18 protein-coding genes are annotated in these 24,568 nt (G+C 39.6%); 4 read left to right on the top strand and 14 right to left on the bottom strand.

The window, feature by feature from the left end; translation table 11 throughout:
* Positions 1 to 132: 132 nt before the first annotated feature.
* The 12 genes from BUA60_RS01800 to BUA60_RS01855 all read right to left on the bottom strand — a co-directional run bounded on the left by BUA60_RS01800 (position 133) and on the right by BUA60_RS01855 (position 16,145).
* Positions 133 to 4,110, bottom strand: coding sequence for a hybrid sensor histidine kinase/response regulator transcription factor (locus BUA60_RS01800; RefSeq protein ID WP_178346950.1), 3,978 nt, complete (start codon positions 4,108 to 4,110; stop codon positions 133 to 135).
* Between the two features lie 360 nt (positions 4,111 to 4,470).
* Positions 4,471 to 5,403 (bottom strand): DUF3078 domain-containing protein, encoded by a 933-nt coding sequence (locus tag BUA60_RS01805; protein WP_072860033.1) that lies wholly within the window; start codon positions 5,401 to 5,403, stop codon positions 4,471 to 4,473.
* A gap of 73 nt (positions 5,404 to 5,476) precedes the next feature.
* A complete protein-coding gene (locus BUA60_RS01810) occupies positions 5,477 to 5,980 on the bottom strand; it encodes a DUF2480 family protein (RefSeq protein ID WP_072860034.1) in 504 nt (167 codons plus the stop codon).
* Between the two features lie 95 nt (positions 5,981 to 6,075).
* Positions 6,076 to 6,408 carry an SUF system Fe-S cluster assembly protein gene (locus BUA60_RS01815; RefSeq protein ID WP_031446224.1) on the bottom strand — a complete coding sequence of 111 codons (333 nt, stop codon included), beginning with the start codon at positions 6,406 to 6,408 and terminating at the stop codon, positions 6,076 to 6,078.
* Between the two features lie 61 nt (positions 6,409 to 6,469).
* Positions 6,470 to 6,892 carry a SufE family protein gene (locus BUA60_RS01820; protein ID WP_072860035.1) on the bottom strand — a complete coding sequence of 141 codons (423 nt, stop codon included), beginning with the start codon at positions 6,890 to 6,892 and terminating at the stop codon, positions 6,470 to 6,472.
* A gap of 106 nt (positions 6,893 to 6,998) precedes the next feature.
* Complete coding sequence (locus BUA60_RS01825) at positions 6,999 to 8,225, bottom strand: aminotransferase class V-fold PLP-dependent enzyme (RefSeq protein WP_072860036.1); 1,227 nt, start codon at positions 8,223 to 8,225, stop codon at positions 6,999 to 7,001.
* Positions 8,226 to 8,265: 40 nt separating this feature from the next.
* On the bottom strand, positions 8,266 to 9,582 hold the full coding sequence (gene sufD, locus BUA60_RS01830) for a Fe-S cluster assembly protein SufD (RefSeq protein WP_072860037.1): 1,317 nt from the start codon (positions 9,580 to 9,582) through the stop codon (positions 8,266 to 8,268).
* A 58-nt stretch (positions 9,583 to 9,640) separates the two neighbouring features.
* A complete protein-coding gene (locus BUA60_RS01835) occupies positions 9,641 to 10,030 on the bottom strand; it encodes a four helix bundle protein (protein ID WP_072860038.1) in 390 nt (129 codons plus the stop codon).
* Positions 10,031 to 10,055: 25 nt separating this feature from the next.
* Positions 10,056 to 10,808, bottom strand: coding sequence for a Fe-S cluster assembly ATPase SufC (sufC, locus tag BUA60_RS01840; RefSeq protein ID WP_031446219.1), 753 nt, complete (start codon positions 10,806 to 10,808; stop codon positions 10,056 to 10,058).
* 133 nt (positions 10,809 to 10,941) lie between these two features.
* A complete protein-coding gene (gene sufB, locus BUA60_RS01845; protein WP_072860039.1) occupies positions 10,942 to 12,387 on the bottom strand; it encodes a Fe-S cluster assembly protein SufB in 1,446 nt (481 codons plus the stop codon).
* Positions 12,388 to 12,486: 99 nt separating this feature from the next.
* Positions 12,487 to 12,816, bottom strand: coding sequence for a HesB/IscA family protein (locus tag BUA60_RS01850; RefSeq protein ID WP_072860040.1), 330 nt, complete (start codon positions 12,814 to 12,816; stop codon positions 12,487 to 12,489).
* A gap of 395 nt (positions 12,817 to 13,211) precedes the next feature.
* A complete protein-coding gene (locus BUA60_RS01855; protein ID WP_143153106.1) occupies positions 13,212 to 16,145 on the bottom strand; it encodes a PA14 domain-containing protein in 2,934 nt (977 codons plus the stop codon).
* 311 nt (positions 16,146 to 16,456) lie between these two features.
* Here BUA60_RS01855 and BUA60_RS01860 point away from each other — a divergent pair, with 311 nt between their 5' ends.
* Positions 16,457 to 17,911: a Gfo/Idh/MocA family protein gene (locus BUA60_RS01860; protein ID WP_072860041.1), complete on the top strand. Its 1,455-nt coding sequence runs from the start codon at positions 16,457 to 16,459 to the stop codon at positions 17,909 to 17,911.
* A gap of 297 nt (positions 17,912 to 18,208) precedes the next feature.
* A complete protein-coding gene (gene thiL, locus BUA60_RS01865; RefSeq protein WP_072860042.1) occupies positions 18,209 to 19,252 on the top strand; it encodes a thiamine-phosphate kinase in 1,044 nt (347 codons plus the stop codon).
* Positions 19,253 to 19,432: 180 nt separating this feature from the next.
* Here thiL and BUA60_RS01870 read toward each other — a convergent pair whose 3' ends face one another.
* Entirely contained in the window at positions 19,433 to 19,684 is a 252-nt protein-coding gene (locus BUA60_RS01870; protein ID WP_072860043.1) for a hypothetical protein, read from the bottom strand.
* 266 nt (positions 19,685 to 19,950) lie between these two features.
* Here BUA60_RS01870 and brnQ point away from each other — a divergent pair, with 266 nt between their 5' ends.
* Positions 19,951 to 21,228, top strand: a complete 1,278-nt coding sequence (brnQ, locus tag BUA60_RS01875; protein ID WP_072860044.1) for a branched-chain amino acid transport system II carrier protein — start codon at positions 19,951 to 19,953, stop codon at positions 21,226 to 21,228.
* A 78-nt stretch (positions 21,229 to 21,306) separates the two neighbouring features.
* On the opposite strand, the gene BUA60_RS01880 is transcribed toward brnQ, so the two are convergent.
* Entirely contained in the window at positions 21,307 to 22,605 is a 1,299-nt protein-coding gene (locus BUA60_RS01880) for an aminopeptidase P family protein (protein ID WP_072860045.1), read from the bottom strand.
* Between the two features lie 186 nt (positions 22,606 to 22,791).
* Between BUA60_RS01880 and BUA60_RS01885 the strand changes: the two genes are divergently transcribed.
* Positions 22,792 to 24,513: a M28 family peptidase gene (locus BUA60_RS01885; protein ID WP_245802487.1), complete on the top strand. Its 1,722-nt coding sequence runs from the start codon at positions 22,792 to 22,794 to the stop codon at positions 24,511 to 24,513.
* Positions 24,514 to 24,568 lie beyond the last annotated feature (55 nt).

Consider the following 24,568-nt stretch of genomic DNA (forward strand, 5'->3'; position numbering starts at 1 on the left):
GTTAAAAGGCTTGTATTGTTAGTGAAGGGCACGAATTGTATTGGGATGGAAACCTGGGAAGCTTTGCCATTGTCAAAAAAAGAAAGATTATGAATGCCAAAAAAATGACAATTCTAAAAGGGACGAAGCAATTTAGTAATCGGACGGTGGAACACCATATAATCGCTTAAAACATTTGGCAAAATACGAGAGGTTATTAAAGCCGACCATATAGGCTATTTGGGTAACGTTATCCACTTTTTGACGCAATAATTGGGCTGCCCTTTTTAACCTGAAGTTGCGCAACAGTTCCCCTGGTGATTCATTGGTTAGGGCCTTTATTTTCCTGTGCAATTGAGTCTTGCTCATGGCCAATGCAACTTGCATTTCCACTACCCCAAAATCTGGTTCTGAAAACTTATCCTCCAACAAAGCTAGTACCTCTTCCAAAAATTTTTGATCTACCGAAGTAACAGTTACTTTTTTAGGATCTATCCCAATGTCCCTATTGCTAAAAAGCTCCCTAAGATATTTACGCTGCTCTATCAGATTTCTAATCCGTACCAAAAGTTCCTTTCCATCAAAGGGTTTCGTTAGGTAATCGTCCGCACCAATTTCCAATCCTTCAATTTTGTTTTCCCTTCCCGCCTTTGCAGTAAGCATAATCACTGGGATATGGCTGGTGTGCAAATCTGTCTTTAACTTTCGGCAAAGTTCAATACCATCCATCCGGGGCATCATCAGATCCGTAACAATCAAATCTGGTGGATCCTTTAGTGCACATTGTAAACCTGCTTCACCATTAACCGCTTCAATTACCCTATACGTTCCAATAAGCTGCCCCTTTATAAATTGTCGCATATCACTATTATCCTCAATAAGTAAGATTCTTGGCAAATCCCTGTAATCGCCAGGGTTTAGTTCATACACATTGGCAATAGTGGGATGCATTTCCTTGGAATTCTTGACCAATTCGACTTTGATCGACCTTGTTTTTATTTCTTGTAACGGAATCAGTACGGTAAAGAAGGTTCCTTTGTTTTCAACACTGGAAACGGAAATAGTTCCCCCCATTAGGTCAATAAGATCTTTGGAAAGGGATAGACCAATTCCAGAACCTTCCTTCTCTTTTGTGGCACTGTTATCTACCTGATAAAATCGATCAAAAATAAATGGCAACCGTTCTTTTGGGATTCCCAACCCGGTATCCGACACTTGTATTCGTAGATTATTTGAATAATAATCTGCTTCAAAGGAGATTTCGGAACCATTTTCAGAAAACTTGAAGGCATTTCCCAAAAGGTTGTACACTATGTTTTCCAGTTTATCACGGTCAAAGGAAGCCCAAAGCATATTGGTCGGTATTCTTACTCTGTAGTCGATCCTACGTTGAGCTGCATGAGAATTGAAGGACGAGACAGCCGTCCTAAGACATTTAAAGACATCCCCTTCTGAAGGCGAAAGTTTTAAATTACCCTCGTCAATTTTTGACAGATCCAGTAGTTGGTTAACCATATTCAGAAGGCGATTCGCATTCCTGCGAATCATAATTACCGTTTCCATACTTAATTTTTGGTCAAAATTCTGTTCCAACTGCTCTATAGGGCCTTTAATAAGAGTCAATGGCGTACGGAATTCATGTGAAATATTGGCAAAAAAACGCGATTTTGCCTTATCCAAATCCAGCAATTTCTCAGCCTGTATTTTTAGTTGGTTGGCCTGATGTTGAACTTCCGTGGTTCTTATTTCTATCAATTTCTCCAATGCTTCGTTCCGAATCCTTAGTTGACGGGAACGCAACTGTAAAATTATCCAAAGAAAGCCAAGAAAAAGAACCACATATATTACATATGCCCACCAAGCCCTATACCAAGGAGGGAGTATTACAAAATTGAATGTGCCGACTTGGCCAATATCGCCATAAATGTTCCTTGTCCGGACCATGAAGCTGTACTCACCTTCTGGTAGGTTGGTATAATCTTTACGATTCTCATGGGACCATTCCGACCATTTTTCATCGAACCCCAACAAATTATATTGATAATTGTTAGCTTCAGGATGACTTGTTAAGGATGCGAATTCGAACCTTATCCCAAAATTGGAATGATTTAGAACTGTATTCGGATGAATCGAGGGATCCCCACCATAGATTATGGAATCACTTCCAACAATAACTTTACGAACGTAGGTACTAAAAGAGTCTTTAAAATCATAATTAGTATTAAAATCGTACTTGTAAATACCCTCTCCCCCAGACCAAATCTGATTTTCACCCTCCCAAAAAAGATGGGTTTCGGTAGTACTTCTAATGGCTTCATCATAAAATCTTTGAACATTATATTCGCCATTACCATTTTTGTATGCCGTGAACCTATATACTTTTCCTTGTACCGGTTTAGATTCCAGCAAAATATATTGCCCTTTACTCTGGTAAGCACGTGGAAATACATTCAGCGAATCGAGACCAAATTTCTTGCCAAATTCCTTTTCCGGATTAAATTGTTTTGAGATGGGATCCAATCTATACAAGGGTTCATTTAGCACATCGGTGGTTACAAACAATTCTTCGCCAAGGCTCCAAACATTAGTAGAACCCTTTGGCAGCCCCTGAGTATATCGTTCTACTGAAAGGTTTTCAATTTGAAATTCAGAATTTGTTTTTTCCGAATCAGGAAATTCAACTTTCAGGATAGGGTTAAGAGATGTTCCTAGCCATAAGCCCCCTTTTGCGTCCGGCGTTATGGAAAAAATATCATCATTTATCTGTCCCAAATCTTGTACCTCCGTCCATTCCCCATCATTATATTTAATACTTGCCAATCCATGCAGATGCCCAACAAAAATTCTATCGGGATACAGTTTTGAAAACCCCAAGGTCCGGCACCCGAGCAAATTACTTACTTGCCGAACACCTTCTTCCGATATTAGGAAAACGCCATTGGCAGAAGCGGCAAAAAGTTCCCCTTCCTTAGATAGCAAATTAAAGCAACCAGATGTAATCCCTTCAATCTTTCGAAATTTAGGGTAATCAGACTCCATATCTTTATCCAATACATAAAGTCCACTATAAGTACCAACGTATAATTTACCTTCATGTCTAAGAATACAGGAAACAGTACCATCAAGACCATTTCGACTATCAAAGTATGTATAAGGCAATTGAAGTGATACTTTTGAAATACCCGTTTGATGAGCCAGCCACAAGGCTCCCTCCCTATCCACGGACAAGGCATGGACCTGATTGTTGGCAATACCATTTTGTTCAGTAATATGTCCTAAGTATTTGCCGTTATTATCCATAAGTACAACACCTCCTCTAAGGGTGGCAAAAGCATATTTAGTGTTGGTCAATCTTTGCCCTGCATACAGAAGATTACCATCTAGATATGCCTCAATTTCATTAGCCATTTTGGTTATTGTTGAGCCATTATATAGGTACATGCCAGCCCCTTTGCTTACAAAAAGTACAGAATCCTGTCCAAATGGAAGAGCAACCGTGGCCCTAATATTTTTGAAAAATTCACCATTAGGAATTAATTCCAACTTTTCCCCATTTACTACAAACATCCCCTCACCAATAATACTTACATACACTTTTCCATGAACCTGATATTCCCTATAAATAGAACCGTCACCTGGATGTGGTATCACCGTAAATTGGTCATTTTTATAACTGTAAAGTGTATTGTCCGAAGCAAAAATAATTCGGTCCCCTTCTGGAAAGATCTGCCATATATTTGCTGTTAGGGGGTAGGTTTCCGGAATCTTATCCTTTAGTGATCTATATTTTAGCATTCCCAAGGTGTCGGGAACCAAATAGCCCAATTCCCTATCTCCCCCAATCCACTTTACATTATTCCTATCAACGACTACGGTCCTAACAGCCCTTAGACCAGGAAAAGCGATAAGTCTCCAGGAGGCGCCATCATATTCCAGTATTCCTTCTCCATTGGCTGCATAAATAAAATCGGTTTGATCCTGAGTTATAAACCAGTTCTGGTGATGGGCCGAATATTGTTTTTGACCATAATTTTCTATAGGGAAATTTCCCAATTGAAGTCCATCCTCTTCTTTCTGGGAAAGCAAAAAAAAGGAATATAATAATAAGAGGGGGAGAATAAGCTTTTTCATCTCCATCGAATTATACTACAAGATATTGAAAATTCAGGTTTCTTCCGTCTATTAAAAATATAATTGTTGTATGGATTACACTTGAACAATAGTTCCTAATAATATCAATATAATCCCAAATGTGTCTTTTTTAAAACCCAAACCTCAATCAATAGCTAGTTCACAAGGCTATTTTAATGTTTTACAACAAAAATTTATATCCCAAATAGCTATCCTCTATTTTAGCGGAACAATAATTAGATGTTTATTCCTGACAGGAATTTAAAATATATATCGCCTAACCAAAATTGACAAATCCTACTTTGCAAAAAAGGCCCTCATAGAGGGCCTTTTATTTTTTATAACTTAGAGATATCCGTTTTAGAACGAATAGTTTAATCCAAATAGCCAATAGGTCTGTAGATCATTGTCTATAGAATCGAAAGTAGGCGTGGGGTCGCCCACATCAAGATTATCAATGGCATAGCTTAGGGCTTCCTGTCTGTTGTTTCTAAGGCCAAATTCGAACCCTAGACCAATACCTTTCCATAAGGTGTATCCAAAAGAGTTGGTCCAGGTCCAGTTGGAATAATCCGCACTCTTATAACTTTGAAACATGGACAAATTGGTCTTAAAGTTTACTTTGCCCAATTTCCTGGTATAGTCGGCCACTATTTTGGCACCCAAGGAAGACTCAAAAACGGTATCCTCATTGCTAAAAACAAAGTTATAGTTCAAGGGGTGGATAACCACTACCAGATCCGCAATCGGGGTCCAAGTTGCTCCAACCCCAATATCCAAATAGCCAGGATCATTAAAATTATCTATAATCGTGGTCCTATATTCCCCTAAGGTAGAGATAGCGAATTTATCGCTCAGCTTCTGACCATATAAAGAGGTTATATTAAAAACATCAGTAGCCGAACGAAAGCTATCATCGTCAGTATCAATATCCTTGTCATCGATTTTTACCCATCCAAGGTTGATGTTCAATGAATTTCTCCAGAAATATTTCGGTTGATTAAGATTGGCAAAAGCATTGGCGGTAACACCGATATTCCCTGCACTGGAATTTGGAGTGCCCTTGGAGTACCAATTGTTAAATCCGGAAAGACTGGCACCAATGGTACCAAAAGCGCCTTTTTTCCAACCAGGTATGGCATCTATTTTCCCTTGAATGGCGTCTACCCTTTTTTGTATTGCGGCAATGGAATCCTTTTTACTGGCTTTCTCCGCTTTTAATTCCTCTAGACTTTGGGCCACAGTAATGTTCATAGCCATCATAGTGACAATTGCTAGTACAATTTTCTTCATTATAGTTAGTGTTTTATTTATTAAGCAGCAAAAATAAGGAATACAGGCCAAAATTTCGAGTTGATATGGCCTATTATTTTACCTTGAACAGGGGTACAGAAGAACAGGCTTCCCCGTACATTACACTTTTTGCTACGGCTTGAATCTTGGTTGTTGCCCACAAATATGCATTGGCCGGAACAGGTTTGTTGGAACAACCTTTTATAATGACGGGTTTGTCCGAAAATTCGGATACATCCAAATTTTCTATGATGGATTGATAGATTGAGGATTCCAGCATTTCCAAATCCCCTATGATAATTTTCTTCGCGTATGGCTGTAATTTAGTGGAAATTAGCATATACGCCCAACCAGGTACAATGGCATCCGTAGAACAGTTTAAGGCCACAAAACAATCTTTGTATTGACTCCAATCACAATTCTCCAATTGTGCCCTAAAATCCTTTTCCCTGAGAATTAGACCTTCAAACAACCAATCCTTAATATCCAGAACCACCCTGTGTCCCTTGGGATAATAATCCTCAAGATTAAAGGTTACCAATTTACTTTGGGAGACACGATTTATAATTTCAGACATAAATTTTCAGTTTTCCAATAATGGATTAATTCCAGCGAGTCCGACAGGTTTCTTAATAATATTTCAGCAATCCCATTAAAAATCGGAAGCCTTAACTATAGCATTCCCAATTCCAATTTGGCTTCCTCACTCATTAATTCCTGTGTCCAAGGTGGGTCAAAAGTTATTTCCACCTCAACATCTTTTAGTTCGTCTATAGACTTAACCTTTTCTTCCACTTCCATTGGCAACGATTCCGCAACCGGACAATTGGGTGAAGTCAAGGTCATTAGGATCTTTACTTCATTGTCCTCATTGACGAAAACATCATAAATCAAACCCAATTCATAAATATCCACAGGTATTTCGGGGTCGTAAATTGTTTTTAGTACCCTTACTATTTTTTCGCCCAATTCCTGGGTGTCTATAGTTTCTAATTCTTCGCTCATTATTTTAAATCTTTATGGTTAGCACAAAGGCTTTATCCAATAATTTCCCAAGTATAGGGAATTAATTTAATTGTGTTTGGTATGCTACGGCATACAACTTTAATTGTTTTATCATACTTACCAGACCGTTGGCCCTAGTTGGGGATAGATGTTCCTTTAGGCCAATTTCATCAATAAAACTGGTATCTGCATCAATGATATCCTTAGGCTTTTGATTGCTAAAGGCCCTGATCAAAATAGCAATGATTCCTTTGGTGATGATGGCATCACTATCGGCGGTAAAAACCAACTTATCGCCTTCCAATTCAGCATGTACCCAAACCTTGCTCTGACAACCCTTGATTATATTATCCTCTGTCTTATATTCCTCCTTGATCATCGGAAGGGATTTTCCAAGCTCTATCATATATTCATAGCGCTGCATCCAATCCTCGAACATAGAAAACTCATCTACAATTTCTTCCTGTATTTCCTTTATACTCATATCTAAATTTTGTGCCCATTGTAAAATGGTAACAATTCACAACAAAAGTACAACAAGTAATTTTGCTTATCAACAATTTAAAAGATTGAAAACGAACCTAATGAAGTTAAGAAAGCATTGTCTTTGCCCTCCTTACGCTGGCCACCAATATATCCACTTCTTCCTTAGTGTTATAAAAACTAAAACTCGCCCTTACCGTACCAGGTATTTTATAAAAATCCATGATAGGCTGTGCACAGTGATGCCCCGTCCTTACGGCTACCCCCAACTTATCCAATATACTTCCAATATCATAAGGGTGCAGCCCTTCTATATTAAAAGATATAACGGCAGTCTTCTCCTTTAAATCCCCGTAAATTTTTAATCCGTCTATTGCCAAAAGTTCTTTGGTAGCATATTCCAATAGCTCGTGCTCATATTGGGCAATGGCATCAAATCCGATGGCATTCATATAATCCAAGGCCGCTCCAAAGGCAATACCACCACAAATATTGGGAGTCCCTGCCTCAAACTTATGGGGAAGATCGGCATAGGTAGTTTTTTCAAAAGTTACTTCCGCAATCATTTCGCCCCCGCCTTGATACGGTGGTAATTTATTTAACCATTCCTCTTTTCCATAAAGCATTCCCACTCCAGTGGGACCACACATTTTATGGGCGGAAACCACATAAAAATCCACATCCAATTTTTGTACATCTGCCTTTATGTGAGGAGCTGCCTGAGCACCGTCTATCAAGACCGCAGCGCCCACCTTATGGGCGGCCTCTATAATTTCTTCTATAGGATTAATGGTTCCCAAGGCGTTGGAAACATGATTACAAAAAACCAATTTGGTCCGCTGGGATAGTAATTTATGGTATTCCGCCATAATCAATTTACCATCCAAACCCATTGGAATCACTTTTAAAACAGCCCCGGTACGTTCACAGAGCATTTGCCAAGGCACAATATTGGAATGGTGTTCCAAGGCAGAAACAATAATCTCATCCCCTTTTTTTAAAAAAGAGGCAAAACCATTGGCCACCAAATTTATACCATGGGTCGTTCCTGAAGTAAAAATAATTTCTTGAGGCTTGGCAGCATTAAAATGCTTCTGTATTTTTTGCCTAGCCTGTTCGTAAATGTCCGTTGCCTCTTGTGAAAGGGTATGTACCCCTCTGTGGATATTTGCATTGTACCTGCTGTAATAATCCACAATAGTATCTATTACCTTTTGCGGTGTCTGGGACGTTGCGGCATTATCCAAATACACCAAGGGATACCCATTGACTTTTCTATTTAGTATTGGAAAGTCTTTTCGTATACTTAATATATCTAGAACAGTTTGTATCATGATAAAAATTCAATGATGGGAATAGAATTGAACACGGATTTTATAGGTCGAATCCTAAACGAACCCCCAATTTATTGGCAATAAGCTTATTGATCCTCACTTTTAGTTCCGGGATCCGTACACTTTCCAAAACGTTGTTAGCAAAAGCATACATCAACAATGCCCTCGCTTCCTTTTTTGGAATCCCTCGCGATTGAAGGTAAAATAAGGCCTCCTCATCCAATTGTCCTATGGTACAGCCATGGGAACATTTTACATCATCTGCAAAAATCTCCAACTGTGGTTTTGTGTTGATCGTAGCCTTATCACTAACCAAAATATTATTGTTCTGCTGAAATGCATTGGTCTTTTGGGCAATCTTGTCCACAATAATCTTCCCGTTGAAAACACCAGTGGCATTTTCCCCGTAAATGCCCTTATAATCTTGGTGGCTTTCACAGTTGGGTTGTATATGGTGCACCAAAGTATGGTGATCCACATGCTGCTTTTCCTCTATAATAGTAACCCCCTTCATGGTAGAATCTATACGTTCCCCATTTTGGTAGAAATTGAGATTGTTACGGGTTAATTTACCACCAAAAGAAAAGGTATGAACCTTTACAACACTTCCGTCCTTCTGATCTATATAAGTATTGTCTATCAAGGAGGCAGTTGTTAAATCGTTCTGCACCTTATAATAATCTACATTGGCATTCTTGGCCGCAAAAATCTCGGTTACCGAGTTGGTAAACACCTCATTGGCCGTAAGGCTCTGATGGCGTTCTATAATCTGCATCTCTGCATTTTCCTCCGCGATGATCAAATTTCTAGGCTGTAATAATAGCGCTGCTTCATTACCAGTGGAAAAATGAACAATTTCTATCGGTTTTTTCGGAATCTTATTTTTGGGAATATAAATATAGGCTCCCTCTTTGCTGAATGCAGTATTTAATGAGGTCATGGAATCAACCTTCGATGCTATTTTGTTGAAATAAACATCTATTATCTGCTTGTACATAGGTTTGTTCAAGGCAGAGCTCATTAAACACACATCTACACCATCATGCGTAGTCTCGGACAGAAAGGAACTATATACCCCGTCCACAAAAACAATCTTGAAGGTGTCTATTTCATGAAGAAAATATTTTTTTACATCCCTATATTCCAACATGCTCTCCTTTTTCGGAAAGATGCTGAAATCTATTTTCTGTAGTGTATTTAAGGAAGTATATTTCCAGGCCTCCTCCTTTTTAGTGGGAAATCCCTTTGTCTCAAAATTCTTTATGGCTTCCGATCGTATATCGTGTACCGGATGATCTACATCCACACTATTTTCAAAAGCCAAGAATGAGGAAACTAATTTTTCTTTTAAATCCATTTTATGTTTCTTGTTTAGCAAACTGACGTTTGCAGTTTCAAGTTTCTATTGTTCAAAGTTATTTGAACTTTATGCCCTTAAAGTCCTTTTTATTTAAGTAAGTAATAAAATTTGCAATCCGCCTGCTTAATTTTTCATATTCCACAGTCAGTCTAATCATCTCTTTCTCTGAAATATAACCAGAATCATAAACTCTATAAATTTGCGATCTAGTTTCTCCTGCCGATCCTTTAGCCACCGAAAGAAATTGTCTAAATTCCAAATTTCCATCTCTTTCAAAGCCTTCAGCTATATTATCCATTACAGATCCAGATGAGCCCTTAATTTGGTCTCTTAGTTTATAATCTCCCTTTAGCTCGGTTACATTTACAATTTGAATAATTTCACAGCTTAAACTTTTTGCTTCTTTCCATATATCCAAATCTTCAAACCTCACTATAGTGGCCATAACCAGAAACTAATTAAACCTGAAACTATATCACAGTTTCCTGTTTCAACCAATCGTACCCTTTTTCTTCCAATTCCAAAGCAAGGTCCTTGTTGCCCGATTTTACGATCTTTCCATTGTGCAATACATGTACAAAATCGGGTACAATATATTCCAATAAACGCTGGTAGTGGGTAATAACTATGACAGCGTTATCCTTGCTCTTTAATTTATTTACCCCATTGGCCACGATACGTAAGGCATCAATATCCAAACCGGAATCCGTTTCATCCAAAATAGCCAATTTGGGTTCCAACATGGCCATTTGAAAAATCTCGTTACGCTTTTTCTCTCCTCCTGAAAAGCCTTCGTTTAAAGACCGCGACAAAAACTTTCTATCAATTTCCAACAATTCCGATTTCTCACGAATTAATTTCAACATATCCTTGGCTGGCATATCTTCCAATCCCTTGGCCTTTCTTGACTCATTGATAGCGGTTTTCATGAAATTGGTGACAGAAACACCTGGTATTTCAACAGGATACTGAAAGGATAGAAATACTCCCTTATGTGCCCTGTCTTCTGGTGATGTGTCTTCCAGATTTTCTCCCTCCAAAAACACCTCTCCTTCGGTAACCTCAAATTCTTCCTTCCCGGCAATTACGGCTGCCAAGGTACTTTTCCCTGAACCGTTCGGTCCCATAATGGCATGTACTTCCCCTGCATTAACCGTTAGGTTTATTCCCTTTAATATCTCCTTATCCTCTACTCTAGCGTGTAAGTTGTTAATTTTCAGCATTGTTCTTAATTCTAATTATTTAAAATAATTGGGCGCCTTCGGCATTTTATTATAATCTTCTTTTTTATGTGTAAAGAAATAGTAGTGTTCTCCCTATGTCTAAAGATCCCACTTATCTATTAAGGGATTTCTGTTATCCTACAGAACCCTCTAAACTTATTTCCAATAGTTTCTGGGCTTCCACCGCAAATTCCATTGGTAATTTATTGAGTACTTCCTTACTAAATCCGTTTACGATCAAGGCAATAGCCTTTTCCGTATCTATTCCCCGCTGATTGCAATAGAATATCTGATCCTCCCCTATTTTACTGGTTGTGGCCTCATGTTCTATTTGTGCGGACTTGTTCTTTACTTCTATATATGGGAATGTATGTGCCCCACATTCGTTACCCATAAGCAAGGAATCACATTGGGAAAAGTTCCGGGCATTATCCGCCCTACTGTTCACCTGTACCAATCCACGGTAACTGTTTTGTGACTTCCCGGCCGAGATTCCCTTGGAAATAATAGTACTCTTGGTATTCTTTCCTAGGTGGATCATTTTGGTACCGGTATCCGCCTGTTGATAATTATTGGTTACGGCTATGGAATAGAATTCCCCAATAGAATTGTCCCCTTTAAGTATACATGATGGATATTTCCAAGTAACTGCAGAACCGGTTTCGACCTGTGTCCAAGATATTTTTGCATTCTTTTCGCACAATCCCCTTTTGGTTACAAAATTGTAAACACCACCTTGCCCTTCTTTATTTCCCGGGAACCAGTTTTGCACTGTAGAATATTTAATTTCGGCATCGTCCAATGCGATCAATTCTACCACTGCGGCATGCAATTGATTTTCATCTCGCGAAGGGGCGGTACAGCCTTCCAAATAACTTACATAACTGCCTTCATCGGCAATTACGAGGGTTCTTTCGAACTGACCTGTTCCAGCCTGATTGATTCTAAAATAAGTGGAAAGTTCCATAGGGCAACGAACGCCTTTTGGAATATAGCAGAAAGACCCATCGGAAAAAACTGCCGAGTTCAAAGCTGCATAAAAATTGTCCTTTTGTGGAACTACGGAACCTATATATTTTTTGACCAGTTCAGGGTGCTCCTTAATGGCCTCAGAAATGGAACAAAATATAATTCCCTTTTCGGCAAGCGTCTTTTTAAAGGTGGTGGCAACCGATACCGAATCCATTACGATATCTACGGCCACCCCGGCCAACTTCTTCTGTTCGTCCAAAGAAATACCCAATTTTTTGAAGGTGTCCAGCAATTCCGGATCTACTTCGTCCAAACTATCGTACTTCGGTTTCTTATTTGGTGCGGAATAATAGGAAATGGCCTGAAAATCAGGCTTCTTATATTTAACATTTGCCCATTCGGGCTCTACCATTTCCTTCCAGATTTTAAAGGATTCCAATCGCCATAAGGTCATCCATTCGGGTTCTTCCTTCTTTTTGGAAATAGCTATTACTATTTCCTCGTTTAGACCATTGGGAAAGGTATCCGATTCTATATCCGTGTAGAAACCATATTCATACTCTTTGGTCTCCAGTTCTTTCTTTAATTCTTCCTCTGTATATGCCATTCTTCCTAATTTAACAATTGTTCAATGTAACAATTGGTTAATTACTTATCATCTCTAATGTACACATGGGTACATTTAAACTTTTACATCATTGTTACATTAAAGAGAGAAACTCTCTCCACATCCGCAAGTTCTTTGGGCATTGGGATTATTAAATACAAACCCTTTGCCATTAAGTCCCCCGGAATATTCCAGCACGGTACCAACTAGATAAAGAAAACTCTTTTTATCCACTACAATACGCACTGCATTATCCTCAAAAATTTTATCGGTTTCCGTGGTCTTATTATCAAAATTAAGCTCATAGGACAATCCACTGCAACCTCCGCTTTTAACACCTACCCGCACGTAATCCTTGCTGGCATCAAAGCCTCCTTCGGCCATTAGGGCCATAACCCTCTGCTTAGCTGTTTCAGATACTTTAATCATTCTTAATTGGATTTAATCTAAATAGTTTACAAATATAGTACATAAGTAGGGTTTTACCATATTTCCTAACATTAATATAACGAATAGCCAAATCAAAATTTCTTATGGCTGAAAGGATAAATAGAGGAGACCTTTTAATCCAGGTAGATCGTTCTGGGCAACATGGCCGGGGTTTTTATTGGAAACTATGGTCCAGAACCCTTTAGCATGGCCCATATTCAATGGTTTCCAAAAGTAAAAATGAGCAATTGCATCCCTTAAGGAAAGCATTTATATTCTACTAAAAATAGATTCATTGAACACCGGTAAAAACCCATTGACCGGATCCTATAAAGACAAACCCAGATTGCCCCTTCTACAGGCACCAAATCCCTAGGCTCCATAGCCCCTACAATTTATGGATTTTTGTTTCCTGGGCCGTCCACAGGTTTTTTGGTCATGGTGTACCAAGCTTCCGTTGACCACAGCTGCTGGTTCTTTTCGTCTTTAAGTGGCTTTGTAATATGTATATAAACCACCTTGTTTTCTTTTATACCATCAATCTCCAAAAATACCTTTTTCCTATCTGCCCCAAGGTGAACAGATTTGATCTTGAGCCCTTCCACTCCCAATTTTGGGCCACCGTAGTCCTCCGTTGCTTCATAATAAAATTGTTCCACCTCAAAGGCTTCAGTATCCACCAATGCATCAGTAGCTATAGGTTCGGTAAATTCAATTTCCATACCATTGCTTTGGGCCCTGACCGCTAACATTTCAAAAGTGGATTTTTCATTGTATTTAAAGCGATGTAGGGCATACCAAAGTCGCCCCTCATGCCTCCAGTTTCCACCAGAGCCCACTCCGCCGGCATATAGATTGCCATCGGGTCCCCAGACCGTCCTGTTGATCCCGGCGTCCAATCCCTGAATAAAACGAAAAACAGCACCCTGTTTTACACCGTCAACCTCATCAATAAACACCCTTTTAATGCCTCCGTGGGTAACATCCCCGTGGATCATTTGATCCTTATACGGTCCGATATTCAAAATGGCAGGTTGACTAGGTGAATTGCTAATTTCGCCATGTGGAAGCCAAACCAATGGAGGATCTTCCTTATAATCCTTCACCCGCTCCCAATCTGCATGTTTAAATCCATAAAATTTGCCCTTTTCCACCCGTACAATCTTACTTGTAGGAATCCAATTACCCTGGTTGTCCGCCACATAAAGGGCACCATCGGGTCCTTCTGAAATACCATTGGGGGTTCTAAACCCTTCGGCTATCACTTCCACTTCGCTTCCGTCCTTACTTATTCTTACTACCTTTCCCCTATCCTTAACTTCTTTAAATTCCGAACCTAAGTCCGTTGCCAATGTAGCGTAAAAACTACCCTCTTTATAGACCAATCCAAAGGCAAACTCATGATAATGCGAGGTAACGTTCCAGGAATCACATACTTTTTGGTATTCGTCTATTACCTCATCACCATCAGTATCTATCAATTTGGTAAGTTCCTGTTTTTGCAGAACATATAGTTCCCCATCTACCATTTTAATTCCCAAAGGCTCGGCCAAACCTTTGGCGATTTGCTTAACTTCTATGGATTCAGGGTCTTCTGTATTGTAGTTTTTCAAAATATAAACGGAGCCGGAGGCGTCCCAGGTACAGATGACCATTTTCTCCTTGTCGATAAAATCTATACCTCCTATCCGTGGATGAAATTCCGAGGGTTTGGCCTGAAACATGTCGAATGACGGGTGCACTGCGTTCAAAGGCATTTGGTCTCCGGGAACCGTACTTGCCTTTTTTGAAACATAGGGTAATAATTTCCGAAAAGCACTGGTATCGTGATAAAATACGGAATCAGGGACCACTGTAAACTGCTCCCCATCATCTGACCATTGAAGCGAAAGGCCATAACCTCCGCCACCTTGATGAAATTGCAGTAAGAATTCATTCCACCCCTTTTCCAATACCGCCGATGCGTTTACGGCCTCAGCACCATGATCCCCTCTATTATCAATTATTTCGGAACCATTTAGCTTTAATACCGAACCATCATCACTTATAAGCCTAAAGGTTTTATTGACCCTTTCATAAGATTTTATAAACCCTTTAAACTCCATATAGAAATGTTCATTGATTTCTCCCAACACCCCAGAAGTTGGTAAATGAATCGCAGGTGCAATTCCGTTTAATATTGGCAAGGTGCTCTTGGTAAGGTCTTCATACAGATCCCCACTGTCGTTTACCAAGTATAAACTTACTGCCGCCCCAGTCTGTTTTACCTTTTTATCGGCACCTCTTCGATCTTCATTGTCCAGGGCAAAGGCGATGTCGGGTGTGTTCAAGGCAATATCCACTACCCTTTCTTCAGGTTCGGGCTCACCATCCAACGACAAAATATAATAGGCCATATTCTGTGCTTCGGACCTAGATATATCAGGATGGGCAGACATGGCCGTTGTGCCCCAATTACCAGTTCCTCCAAGTCTAACTTTATCCGCCAAGGCATCAACAGAGGCCCAATTAAAAGGGTATCTCTTAGCAATGGAATCATATGCGGGTCCTACCAGGTTTTCTTTTTGAAGATGACAGGCACTACAATCGCTCCCTTCCACTATTTTTTTTCCAACTGAGATCATTCCCAGGTCATCTGCTACTGTTGGCGTCCAATCTTCAGGTACAGGATTAAAATACGTCTTTACCAAGGTATTTTTGGAAAGCAACAATCCATTGTTATTTTCCACCCTCTCTCCCCCTTTCAGGACTTCTTTATACACCAATTCATTGTCCGTGTTATAATGCAAAAGTGGTACCAGATCATTGGAAGAACCCTCCAGTAAGGTAAAGGTCCTTACCAATCCCGAACGACCTTCTTCCAAGTCGTACTCCGGAATTTCACGAATCTTAACCGATTTTCCTGTTTTTGATATCAATTCAATGTTTATTCCAACTTGACCATTAATAAAGGAATAACCCAAATAATTGATTTCAGGAATTTCTACCCCATCAGGGCCTTTTATCCGCCATTGTGTTTGCTGGGAATCATCCTGCACATAGGAAAAACCAAAACTTGTTGGTTGAATACCATGTGCGGTGGTATAAACGGCGCCCTCATAATTAACCCCTCCTTTCCATACTTTATAAAGATTTCCGGATTGCAGGTTGTAACAAGTATATAAATCCTTATTCAGGGCAACCGTCAGCATTCTTGGTTGTTTATCCATTACCGATCTAAATACCCATGTATCAATAGGTCTGTCATATTCTACCTTATGCTCACATGAGAGATTAAATACTAAAAAAAATAAGATAAGGGGCAGGCGAGGGAAAATAGTATTCTTCATTTCTTAACTATAAAAACTTTTAAATAAAATAATATTACAATATATAATAAGTTTGCCAATAAGACGGAATTTGCTTAAACGATTAAAATTTCAAATAAATTTATGCTACAAAATGTATTTTCAATCCATATATTTACAGTTAAACCACTAATAACAACTATCTAAAATCCTTCTAGGAAAAAACAGTTTTCAGGCAATAACTGATAAATTAACAAAATATATAGAAATTTATTAAAACATCTTTATGTAGATTACAGAAAATTAATTTAAATTCAAATCCATTTTAAAAAAATAGAAAACTTTCAAAAATTATGTCCAAAAAAAAGACCGCATTTAGTAACAATTCGAGAAGAGATTTTATTAAAGGTACCGGCCTGGCAACTGCCGGATTTATGATCGTCCCAAGACACGTTTTGGGAGGTCCTGGTTATGTTGCCCCAAGTGACAAACTAAATATTGCCGGCATTGGTGCCGGTGGTAAAGGTAGAAGTGATATTGCATCTTTTGCAGAAAGTCCCAATGTTAATATAGTTGGGCTTTGCGATGTGGATGACAGACAGGCCGTTGATTCCAGAAAATCGTTCCCAAAGGCAAAATACTATGCCGATTTTAGGAAAATGTTGGAAAATGAAAAGGACAATATTGATGCCGTATCGGTATCGACTCCAGATCACAATCATGCCGTTGCCGCTTATATGGCCATGTCCATGGGCAAGCATGTCTACGTCCAAAAACCTTTAACACACGATATCTGGGAGGCAAGAATGCTTACCGAAGCAGCAAAAAAATTCAAGGTAGTTACCCAAATGGGTAATCAAGGTGGATCTGGTGACGGAGTCCGTAAAATGAAAGAACTCTATGATACAGGTATCATTGGCGATGTCCACACCGTGAAATGTTGGACCAACAGGGCCATATGGCCACAAGCCTTGCAAACACCAACCAAAAAGGATAAAATTCCAAAAGGTTTAAACTGGGATCTTTGGTTGGGAACTGCTGAAATGCGCGATTATAACGATGCCTATCTTCCATTTGATTGGAGGGGCTGGTCCGATTTTGGAACAGGGGCATTAGGTGATATGGCCTGCCATATTATGGATCCGGTTTACAGAATTCTTCCTATTCTATATCCTAACCAAGTTGAATGTAGCGTTTCCGATTCCTTTAAAGGAAAATTTGAAACAGCTGATTATCCTAAGAGTTTCCCCAATTCCAGTAAAATACATCTGAGCTATCCAAGAACCGATGGCAAAGGCACTGTAAAAGTTACTTGGATGGACGGCGGACTTCTACCGGAAAGACCAGACGAAATGGGCGATGACGAGGCATTGGGCAACTGGGATGGTGGTGTAATGTTTATTGGTACCAAAGGTAAATTATTGGCGGACTGTTATGGTGCCAACCCAAGATTGCTTCCTTTGTCTTTAAACGAGCAATTCGAAGTTGCAGAAACAATTGCCAGAGTTCCGGAAGGCCACTACCTACAATGGGTAAATGCCTGTATGGCCGGTTATGGTAATGCCGAAACCAGTTCTTCTTTTGATTATGCAGGTCCGTTTACCGAAAGTATCCTTATAGGTAACTTGGCGTTAAAGGCCTATTTTGAAGTAGACCCCAATGCCGATAAAGGCAGCTTCTGGGGAGGTTCAAAATACAACGGAAGAAAACGTTTGTTATGGGATGCAGAAAACATGAGGGTTACCAATTTTGAACCTGCAAACAAATATGTAAAACGTAACTACAGGGCAGGATATTCTTTGGGATAGACTACTGATTAGAACTTGATTTAAAACGCCGGACCATTTAAGTATAAATTAGAATGCTTATTTAGGTCCGGCTTTTTATTGGACATTGCTAACACAGGAGAAAATAACCCTAGAACTTGCCACTGACACTGTCGTTTACCAGAATATTTATTTTACCTCTTTCTAGAATGCCCAAAATAGCTCACCCCACCCTTCCTACCCGCTGGCTGGCCCAGACCAAAAGTTAGAGGACCCAAAGATTGTTACTTATAGATTCTTTATTAAGGTTATAATGGATTTACTCCTTATTTTTGCAGCATGATAGAAGACAAGAATCAAGAAAAGACGGGACTGGATCAATTGGGTGAGTTTGAATTGATAAAACATCTTACCAAAAATTTCACCTTACAACATAAATCTACCATAAAAGGTATAGGTGATGATGCAGCCGTGTTGGATTTTAAGGACAAAAAAGCCGTAATATCTACGGATCTTTTGATAGAAGGAGTGCATTTTGACCTTAGCTATATGCCCTTAAAACACTTGGGCTATAAGTCGGTCATGGTAAATTTATCCGATATCTACGCCATGAACGCCACGGCCACCCAAATAACTGTTTCCATAGCCGTTTCCAATAGGTTTCCTTTAGAAGCCTTGGAAGAATTTTACAGCGGGGTTGCCTTAGCCTGTGAAATCTATAAAGTAGACCTAGTGGGTGGAGATACTACTTCCTCTACCAAAGGAATGTTGGTCAGTGTTACCGCCATAGGGGAAGCCGAGGAAGGGAATATAGTGTATAGAAGTGGGGCCAAACCCAACGATCTATTAGTAGTTTCCGGAGACTTGGGCGGTGCCTACTGTGGTTTACAGGTTTTGGAAAGGGAAAAGGAAGTTTTTAAAGTAAATCCGAACAATCAACCAGACCTATCTCCCTACACCTATATTGTAGAACGCCAATTGAAGCCAGAAGCCAGAAGGGATATAAAAGGCTTGTTGGAAAAGTTGGAGATTCTCCCCACCTCCATGATCGATATCAGCGATGGACTTTCCTCCGAAATTTTGCATTTATGCGATAAAAGTGAGGTAGGCTGTAATTTATTCGAAGATAAAATTCCGCTGGATCCAACGGTAATCTCGGCATGTGAAGAATTTAAAATGGACAGTACATTGGTAGCTTTAAGTGGTGGTGAAGATTACGAACTATTGTTTACCATAGACCAAAAGGACTTTCCAAAAATAAAGGGCAATCCACATTTTACGGTGGTAGGCCATATGACGGATAAGGGTGAAGGCGTTCATTTAATTAGCAGGAGCAATACTAAAATTCCTATTACCGCACAGGGTTGGAATTCATTTTCATAAAGTAAAGGGATCTTGTTAGGATAATTTTAAAAAAAAGAATTCCCGAAAACCAAGGACGTTCCTTACTTAACTGTCGTGGGGCGCAAGACAGCCAAGAATATGGGCGTTCTTCTAATTTACGGGAATAACTTCAAAAACTCCGATACCGCTTAAGGTCGGAATTAAGTTGCCAAGCATGGTTTAGGCTACCTGTTGGGTGGCCCTATGTCTTTTCTGATAAATATCTTGTAAGGTATTGTTGATGTCCTGCAATTCTGGGGTCAAGTTGGATAGATTTCCACTTACATCCGTAGTCACCTCCTTATTACAATGAACACATTTATATTCCTTGATATGTAAGGTAACCTTTTTGGATACTATGTAGTGGTGTCCAAAAATACTGCAGCAAAGGGCGCTGAGTTTTGTTCCATAGTCTGTTATAACTTTCTTCATAATGCAGGTTTTTTAGGTGGCATTGGTAAGGTTTAGGGGACCGTAAAATGCAAAAATTAAACTTTAGATTAATAGGTGAAAGCACTTATTAAATGACTTTCAGATAATTAACGCCAACACCCTTTCATTTATTGGGTGCAACCTGTTTTTTTTTCGTTTTTTTTTAGCAAAATTTGATTTTTTCGACCAACTGCACTTATTGGGCGTTTATATACCCATTTAAACTAAACGGTTTTTAAACTATCTTTCATCTTAAATTACCTTAAATGCCCAATACTAAGGATACCCTTGTCACCACCTTTGCATTATTCTCCTTATTTTTTGGGGCAGGAAATTTAATTCTCCCGCCCTTACTTGGGTTTCAGTCTGGAAATTGGTGGTGGTTGGTAGCCTTGGGGTTTTCAATGTCTGCGGTCTTAGTACCTATTATGGGAATTTTGGCCCATGCGAAATTACAGGGGACCATATATGACTTTGGAAAAAAGGTCTCCCCCAAGTTTAGTCTTGTCTATTCTTTATTGATCTATGCCATTTCCATAAGCCTGCCTTCACCCCGTACTGCTGCCGTAACCCACGAAATGGCGGTGCAGCCCTTTTTCGATACTCCCGCCCTTCTAAGCAGTATCATCTATTTTTCCTTAGTTTTTATTTTTGTGATTAATCGGTCCAAACTATTGGACATACTTGGCAAATTTCTCACCCCTGCCATCATATTTATTTTGTTTCTGATAATTGTTACAAGCTTTTTTACGCTCGACTTCAACTTTGGGACCACTGAAATTACTAATCCTTTTAGCGATGGCATTTTGGAAGGGTATCAAACCTTTGATGCCATTGGTGCCGTTGTGGTCGGGGGTGTAATCATTGTCTCCATTAATTTAAAGTCGGACGCATCCTTTAAGGACAAAAAAACATTGGTGCGCAATGCAGGTTGGTTGGCAGGGTTAAGCCTTTTTATAATTTACACAGGCCTTATCCTTACGGGAGCCATGAACCACAATAATTTTGAATTAAATATCACCAGAATAGAATTGCTTACCGGATTAAGTAAACAAAGCCTGGGCAATAACGCCAATATTTTCCTTAGCATATTAGTGAGTCTTGCCTGTTTTACCACTGCCGTGGGTATTGTTACAGGAACCGCTGATTTTATCAAGGACCGACTCCCCAAATACAAACATGCCTATCTGCTTACGGCTATCTTGGGCTGCCTTCTTGGGATTGTGATGGGACAATTCAATGTAGCCTATATTATTACGGTAGCTTTTCCGGCGCTTATGTTTATATATCCCATCACCATTATATTGATCCTCCTGAATGTAATGCCAGAAGAATGGGCTCCACCAAGGGTGTTTAAGGCTGTGGTAATCACTACCATCATTTTTAGTATCCCGGATTTTTTGGGCAGTTTGGGAAATTGGGCTCCAAGAAAAGATTTTTTTGAATGGATACCCTTAAGTGAATACCGATTGGGGTGGGTACTGCCCGCATTAGCGATATTTGTAGTTTCAAATCAAATAAGTAAGTACTTGTCTTCCAAGTGATCTAGCTAAAAAGAAAGTCTTTAAAAACAAAAAAGAGCTGGATTCTACCAGCTCTTCTAAAATAATTACGTTGATTAATTAGGAATTGGCATTCATCAACTCTTCAATCTCCTCCACTTCAATAGGAATATTTGCCATTAGGTTAAAGGGAGCACCTTTTTCTTGTATAACCACATCATCTTCCAATCTTATGCCCATCTTTTCATCGGGGATATATATCCCGGGTTCTACCGTATAGACCATGTTGGCCACCATAGGTGTTTTTAAGGCTCCATAATCATGCGTATTTAAGCCAATATGATGGCTGGTACCGTGCATAAAGTACTTTTTATAGGCGGGCCAGTCCTTATCCTCATTTTGCACATCGGCCTTATCCAACAAGCCCAGTCCCAACAACTCCGAAGTCATTAACTTACCTACTTCCTTATGGTATTCCCCCCACATGGTTCCAGGCACCAACATGGCTGTGGCATCATTCTTTACTCGCAGCACTGCTTCATAGACCGCTTTCTGCCTTGGGGTAAACCTGCCGTTGACGGGAATGGTACGGGTAAGATCGCTGGAATAATTGGCGTATTCCGCTGCTACATCCATCAATAACATATCCCCATCCTTGCATTCCCTATTGTTTTCTATATAATGTAGCACATTGGCATTATTGCCCGAAGCAATAATCGGGGTATAGGCAAAGCCTTTGGACCTATTGCGGATAAATTCGTGCAGCAATTCAGCTTCAATTTCATATTCCATTACGCCTGGCTTTACAAACTGCAATAGGCGCCTGAATCCCTTTTCAGTAATATTACAGGCCGTCTGCATGATGGCGATTTCCTCTGGCTCCTTCACCCCCCTAATTTGCTGTAATATAGGACTGCTCTTGGCCCATAGGTGCGCAGGATAATCCTGTTTGCATTTTATTATAAACCGATCTTCCCTGGTTTGGGTCTCCACCGCCTGCCGGTAATGCTCGTTGGTATTAAAATATACAGTTTCCACTTCGGTCATTAGATCATAAAAGATCTTATCAAAATCGGTCAACCAATAAATGGTTTCGATACCAGATACCTCCGTGGCTTTTTCTTTGGTCAATTTTTCCCCTTCCCAGACTGCAATGTGTGCATTGGTCTCCCTTACGAACAAGACCTCCCTATGCTTTTTCTCATGGGCGTCAGGGAACAACAACAAAATGGTTTCCTCCTGATCGGCACCACTTAAATAAAACAGATCCCTATTTTGTTCAAAAGGCATGGTGCTATCTGCACCAATTGGATAAAGGTCGTTGGAATTAAAAACGGCAATACTTTTTGGCTTCATTCTGGCCATAAATTTCTTGCGGTTCTTTACAAACAAGTTGTTATCTATTTGTTGATATTTCATTTTTCTGCTTTTGTCGTCAAATTTAAGAATTAGGAAATGCTTTACCCACAAACCGTTAAATGAATTTTAAAATCTGCCCTTACCAAGCAGCGAAACTCCAAATTATTATATCTTCGCCCTTCCTTTTTATAAAGCATAAGAGACATGTACCTTTAATCATATTCGTCTTAAAATCTGTCTATCGTTATGACTAAAATTCCATTCTTTTTATTTATAAGTCTAGTTGCCCTAGGCTGGACGCAAACAAAAAATTCTGCGGTTACTACAGACGATTATTTAGATATCCTAAGGGACAACCTTAGCGGGGAACAGGCCTATGAAACCACCGCATTCATGGAACAATTTTGGCGAGTGGTAGGCAATGAAGGTTTTAATAAGAGCATCCATAAAGTGGCAGAGTCCTTGAAAGCCGCAGGCTATGTTTTGGAAGAAAATGCATCCAATACGGATCGTTTCACCTATAGGTTGGAAAAAAGGCCTTTGCAACGTCCTACTTGGGAAATTTTAGATGCAGACATTAGCCTAGTTGGGGAAAATACCCCATTGCTATCCTTCTCCACCAACAGGAACATGGTTTATATCAATTCCATTTCGACCCCAAAAAATGGAATAACCTCAGAAGTTATTTATGTTGAGGGTATTGATGACCTTCAAAGGATTTCTGTAAAGGGAAAAATTATTTTTACGGAAACAAACGCCACCGACATTTATAAGGAAGGTGTTTTAAAAAAAGGTGCCTTGGGTATAATCACTTATGACAATCCCGACTATTTAAAGCCTGATGTAAATGTAAATTCCATCCAATTCCGAAGCTTGACATTCGATCCCAAAAACACTTGGGGCATTGCCCTTTCCTATAGTGCCAAAGAAAGGCTAAAGGCAGCATTGGAAAAAGAACAAGTATATGCCAAGGTATATATTGCCAGCAAAGTTTACCCTTCCGAAGAACTAACGCTGGTTGCCAATATAAAGGGCTCAGAAATACCCGGGGAACGCTTGGTGTTCAGCGCCCATGTACAGGAACCGGGTGCCAACGATAATGCCAGTGGAGCGGGTGTCCAATTGGAGATGGCCACCGTTGCTGCAAAATTAATCAGGAATGGAAGTATTGATGTTCAACGTACCATGACCTTTATTTGGGGTGATGAAATTATATCCACAAAAAGATACCTTCAAGAAAATGAAAAAAGGGCCAAAGGTATAAAGTGGGGGCTAAGTTTGGATATGGTCGGAGAAAACACGGCTATTACCGGAGGGACGTTTTTAATAGAAAAAATGCCAGATCCAAGTGCCATCTGGACCAGGGGGAAAGATAAACATACGGACTGGGGCGGTAATCTGCTTACCTTGGAAGATATGAAGCCCCATTACCTAAATGACTATATGATCCATAATTTTTTGAAGCAGGGGAAGGTGGCCCATTGGGAGGTAAACACTAATCCCTATGAAGGTGGCAGTGACCATACCCCATTTTTGGACAACAATATACCCGGATTATTATTTTGGCATTTTACAGATCAGTTTTACCATACCGATGGCGATAGATTGGATAAAGTCTCACAAGAAACACTTAAAAATGTGGGCATTGCATCCTTGGCAAGTGCCTTAACCTTAATAAATGGTGATTCCTATACGGCAATGGATATTGTTAGAATAGTCCGGGATGCGGCAACGAATCGTCTTTCAGAGGAATTTCTGCTCAGTGAAAAATCCATTAAATCCGGAAACCCCGCGAAAAGTGAGATAGCCATATTAAAAGCTTGGGAAAATTGGTATTTAAAGGCCATTGCATCTACAACGGATTTGGCCTCCCCGGAAAATACGGTAATTTTGGATAAAGCAATTCTAGAGGCCCAGGCCATCATTGAGTCCCAGTCAAAAATGTTTGTGGCAGAATTGGAAAAATAGGCTTAAGAGATAATCCTAAAACTCAGAAAAAAGATCTAATCTCCCTGTAACAACT

Origin of the sequence: Arenibacter palladensis (assembly GCF_900129275.1) — a bacterium.
Lineage (GTDB): Bacteria > Bacteroidota > Bacteroidia > Flavobacteriales > Flavobacteriaceae > Arenibacter > Arenibacter palladensis.

What these genes read in the sequence shown, in the direction of transcription:
- BUA60_RS01800 (WP_178346950.1), bottom strand. Translation starts at nt 4,110, where the DNA reads ATGAAAAAGCTTATTCTCCCCCTCTTATTATTATATTCCTTTTTTTTG.
- BUA60_RS01805 (WP_072860033.1), bottom strand. Translation starts at nt 5,403, where the DNA reads ATGAAGAAAATTGTACTAGCAATTGTCACTATGATGGCTATGAACATT.
- BUA60_RS01810 (WP_072860034.1), bottom strand. Translation starts at nt 5,980, where the DNA reads ATGTCTGAAATTATAAATCGTGTCTCCCAAAGTAAATTGGTAACCTTT.
- BUA60_RS01815 (WP_031446224.1), bottom strand. Translation starts at nt 6,408, where the DNA reads ATGAGCGAAGAATTAGAAACTATAGACACCCAGGAATTGGGCGAAAAA.
- BUA60_RS01820 (WP_072860035.1), bottom strand. Translation starts at nt 6,892, where the DNA reads ATGAGTATAAAGGAAATACAGGAAGAAATTGTAGATGAGTTTTCTATG.
- BUA60_RS01825 (WP_072860036.1), bottom strand. Translation starts at nt 8,225, where the DNA reads ATGATACAAACTGTTCTAGATATATTAAGTATACGAAAAGACTTTCCA.
- sufD (WP_072860037.1), bottom strand. Translation starts at nt 9,582, where the DNA reads ATGGATTTAAAAGAAAAATTAGTTTCCTCATTCTTGGCTTTTGAAAAT.
- BUA60_RS01835 (WP_072860038.1), bottom strand. Translation starts at nt 10,030, where the DNA reads ATGGCCACTATAGTGAGGTTTGAAGATTTGGATATATGGAAAGAAGCA.
- sufC (WP_031446219.1), bottom strand. Translation starts at nt 10,808, where the DNA reads ATGCTGAAAATTAACAACTTACACGCTAGAGTAGAGGATAAGGAGATA.
- sufB (WP_072860039.1), bottom strand. Translation starts at nt 12,387, where the DNA reads ATGGCATATACAGAGGAAGAATTAAAGAAAGAACTGGAGACCAAAGAG.
- BUA60_RS01850 (WP_072860040.1), bottom strand. Translation starts at nt 12,816, where the DNA reads ATGATTAAAGTATCTGAAACAGCTAAGCAGAGGGTTATGGCCCTAATG.
- BUA60_RS01855 (WP_143153106.1), bottom strand. Translation starts at nt 16,145, where the DNA reads ATGAAGAATACTATTTTCCCTCGCCTGCCCCTTATCTTATTTTTTTTA.
- BUA60_RS01860 (WP_072860041.1), top strand. Translation starts at nt 16,457, where the DNA reads ATGTCCAAAAAAAAGACCGCATTTAGTAACAATTCGAGAAGAGATTTT.
- thiL (WP_072860042.1), top strand. Translation starts at nt 18,209, where the DNA reads ATGATAGAAGACAAGAATCAAGAAAAGACGGGACTGGATCAATTGGGT.
- BUA60_RS01870 (WP_072860043.1), bottom strand. Translation starts at nt 19,684, where the DNA reads ATGAAGAAAGTTATAACAGACTATGGAACAAAACTCAGCGCCCTTTGC.
- brnQ (WP_072860044.1), top strand. Translation starts at nt 19,951, where the DNA reads ATGCCCAATACTAAGGATACCCTTGTCACCACCTTTGCATTATTCTCC.
- BUA60_RS01880 (WP_072860045.1), bottom strand. Translation starts at nt 22,605, where the DNA reads ATGAAATATCAACAAATAGATAACAACTTGTTTGTAAAGAACCGCAAG.
- BUA60_RS01885 (WP_245802487.1), top strand. Translation starts at nt 22,792, where the DNA reads ATGACTAAAATTCCATTCTTTTTATTTATAAGTCTAGTTGCCCTAGGC.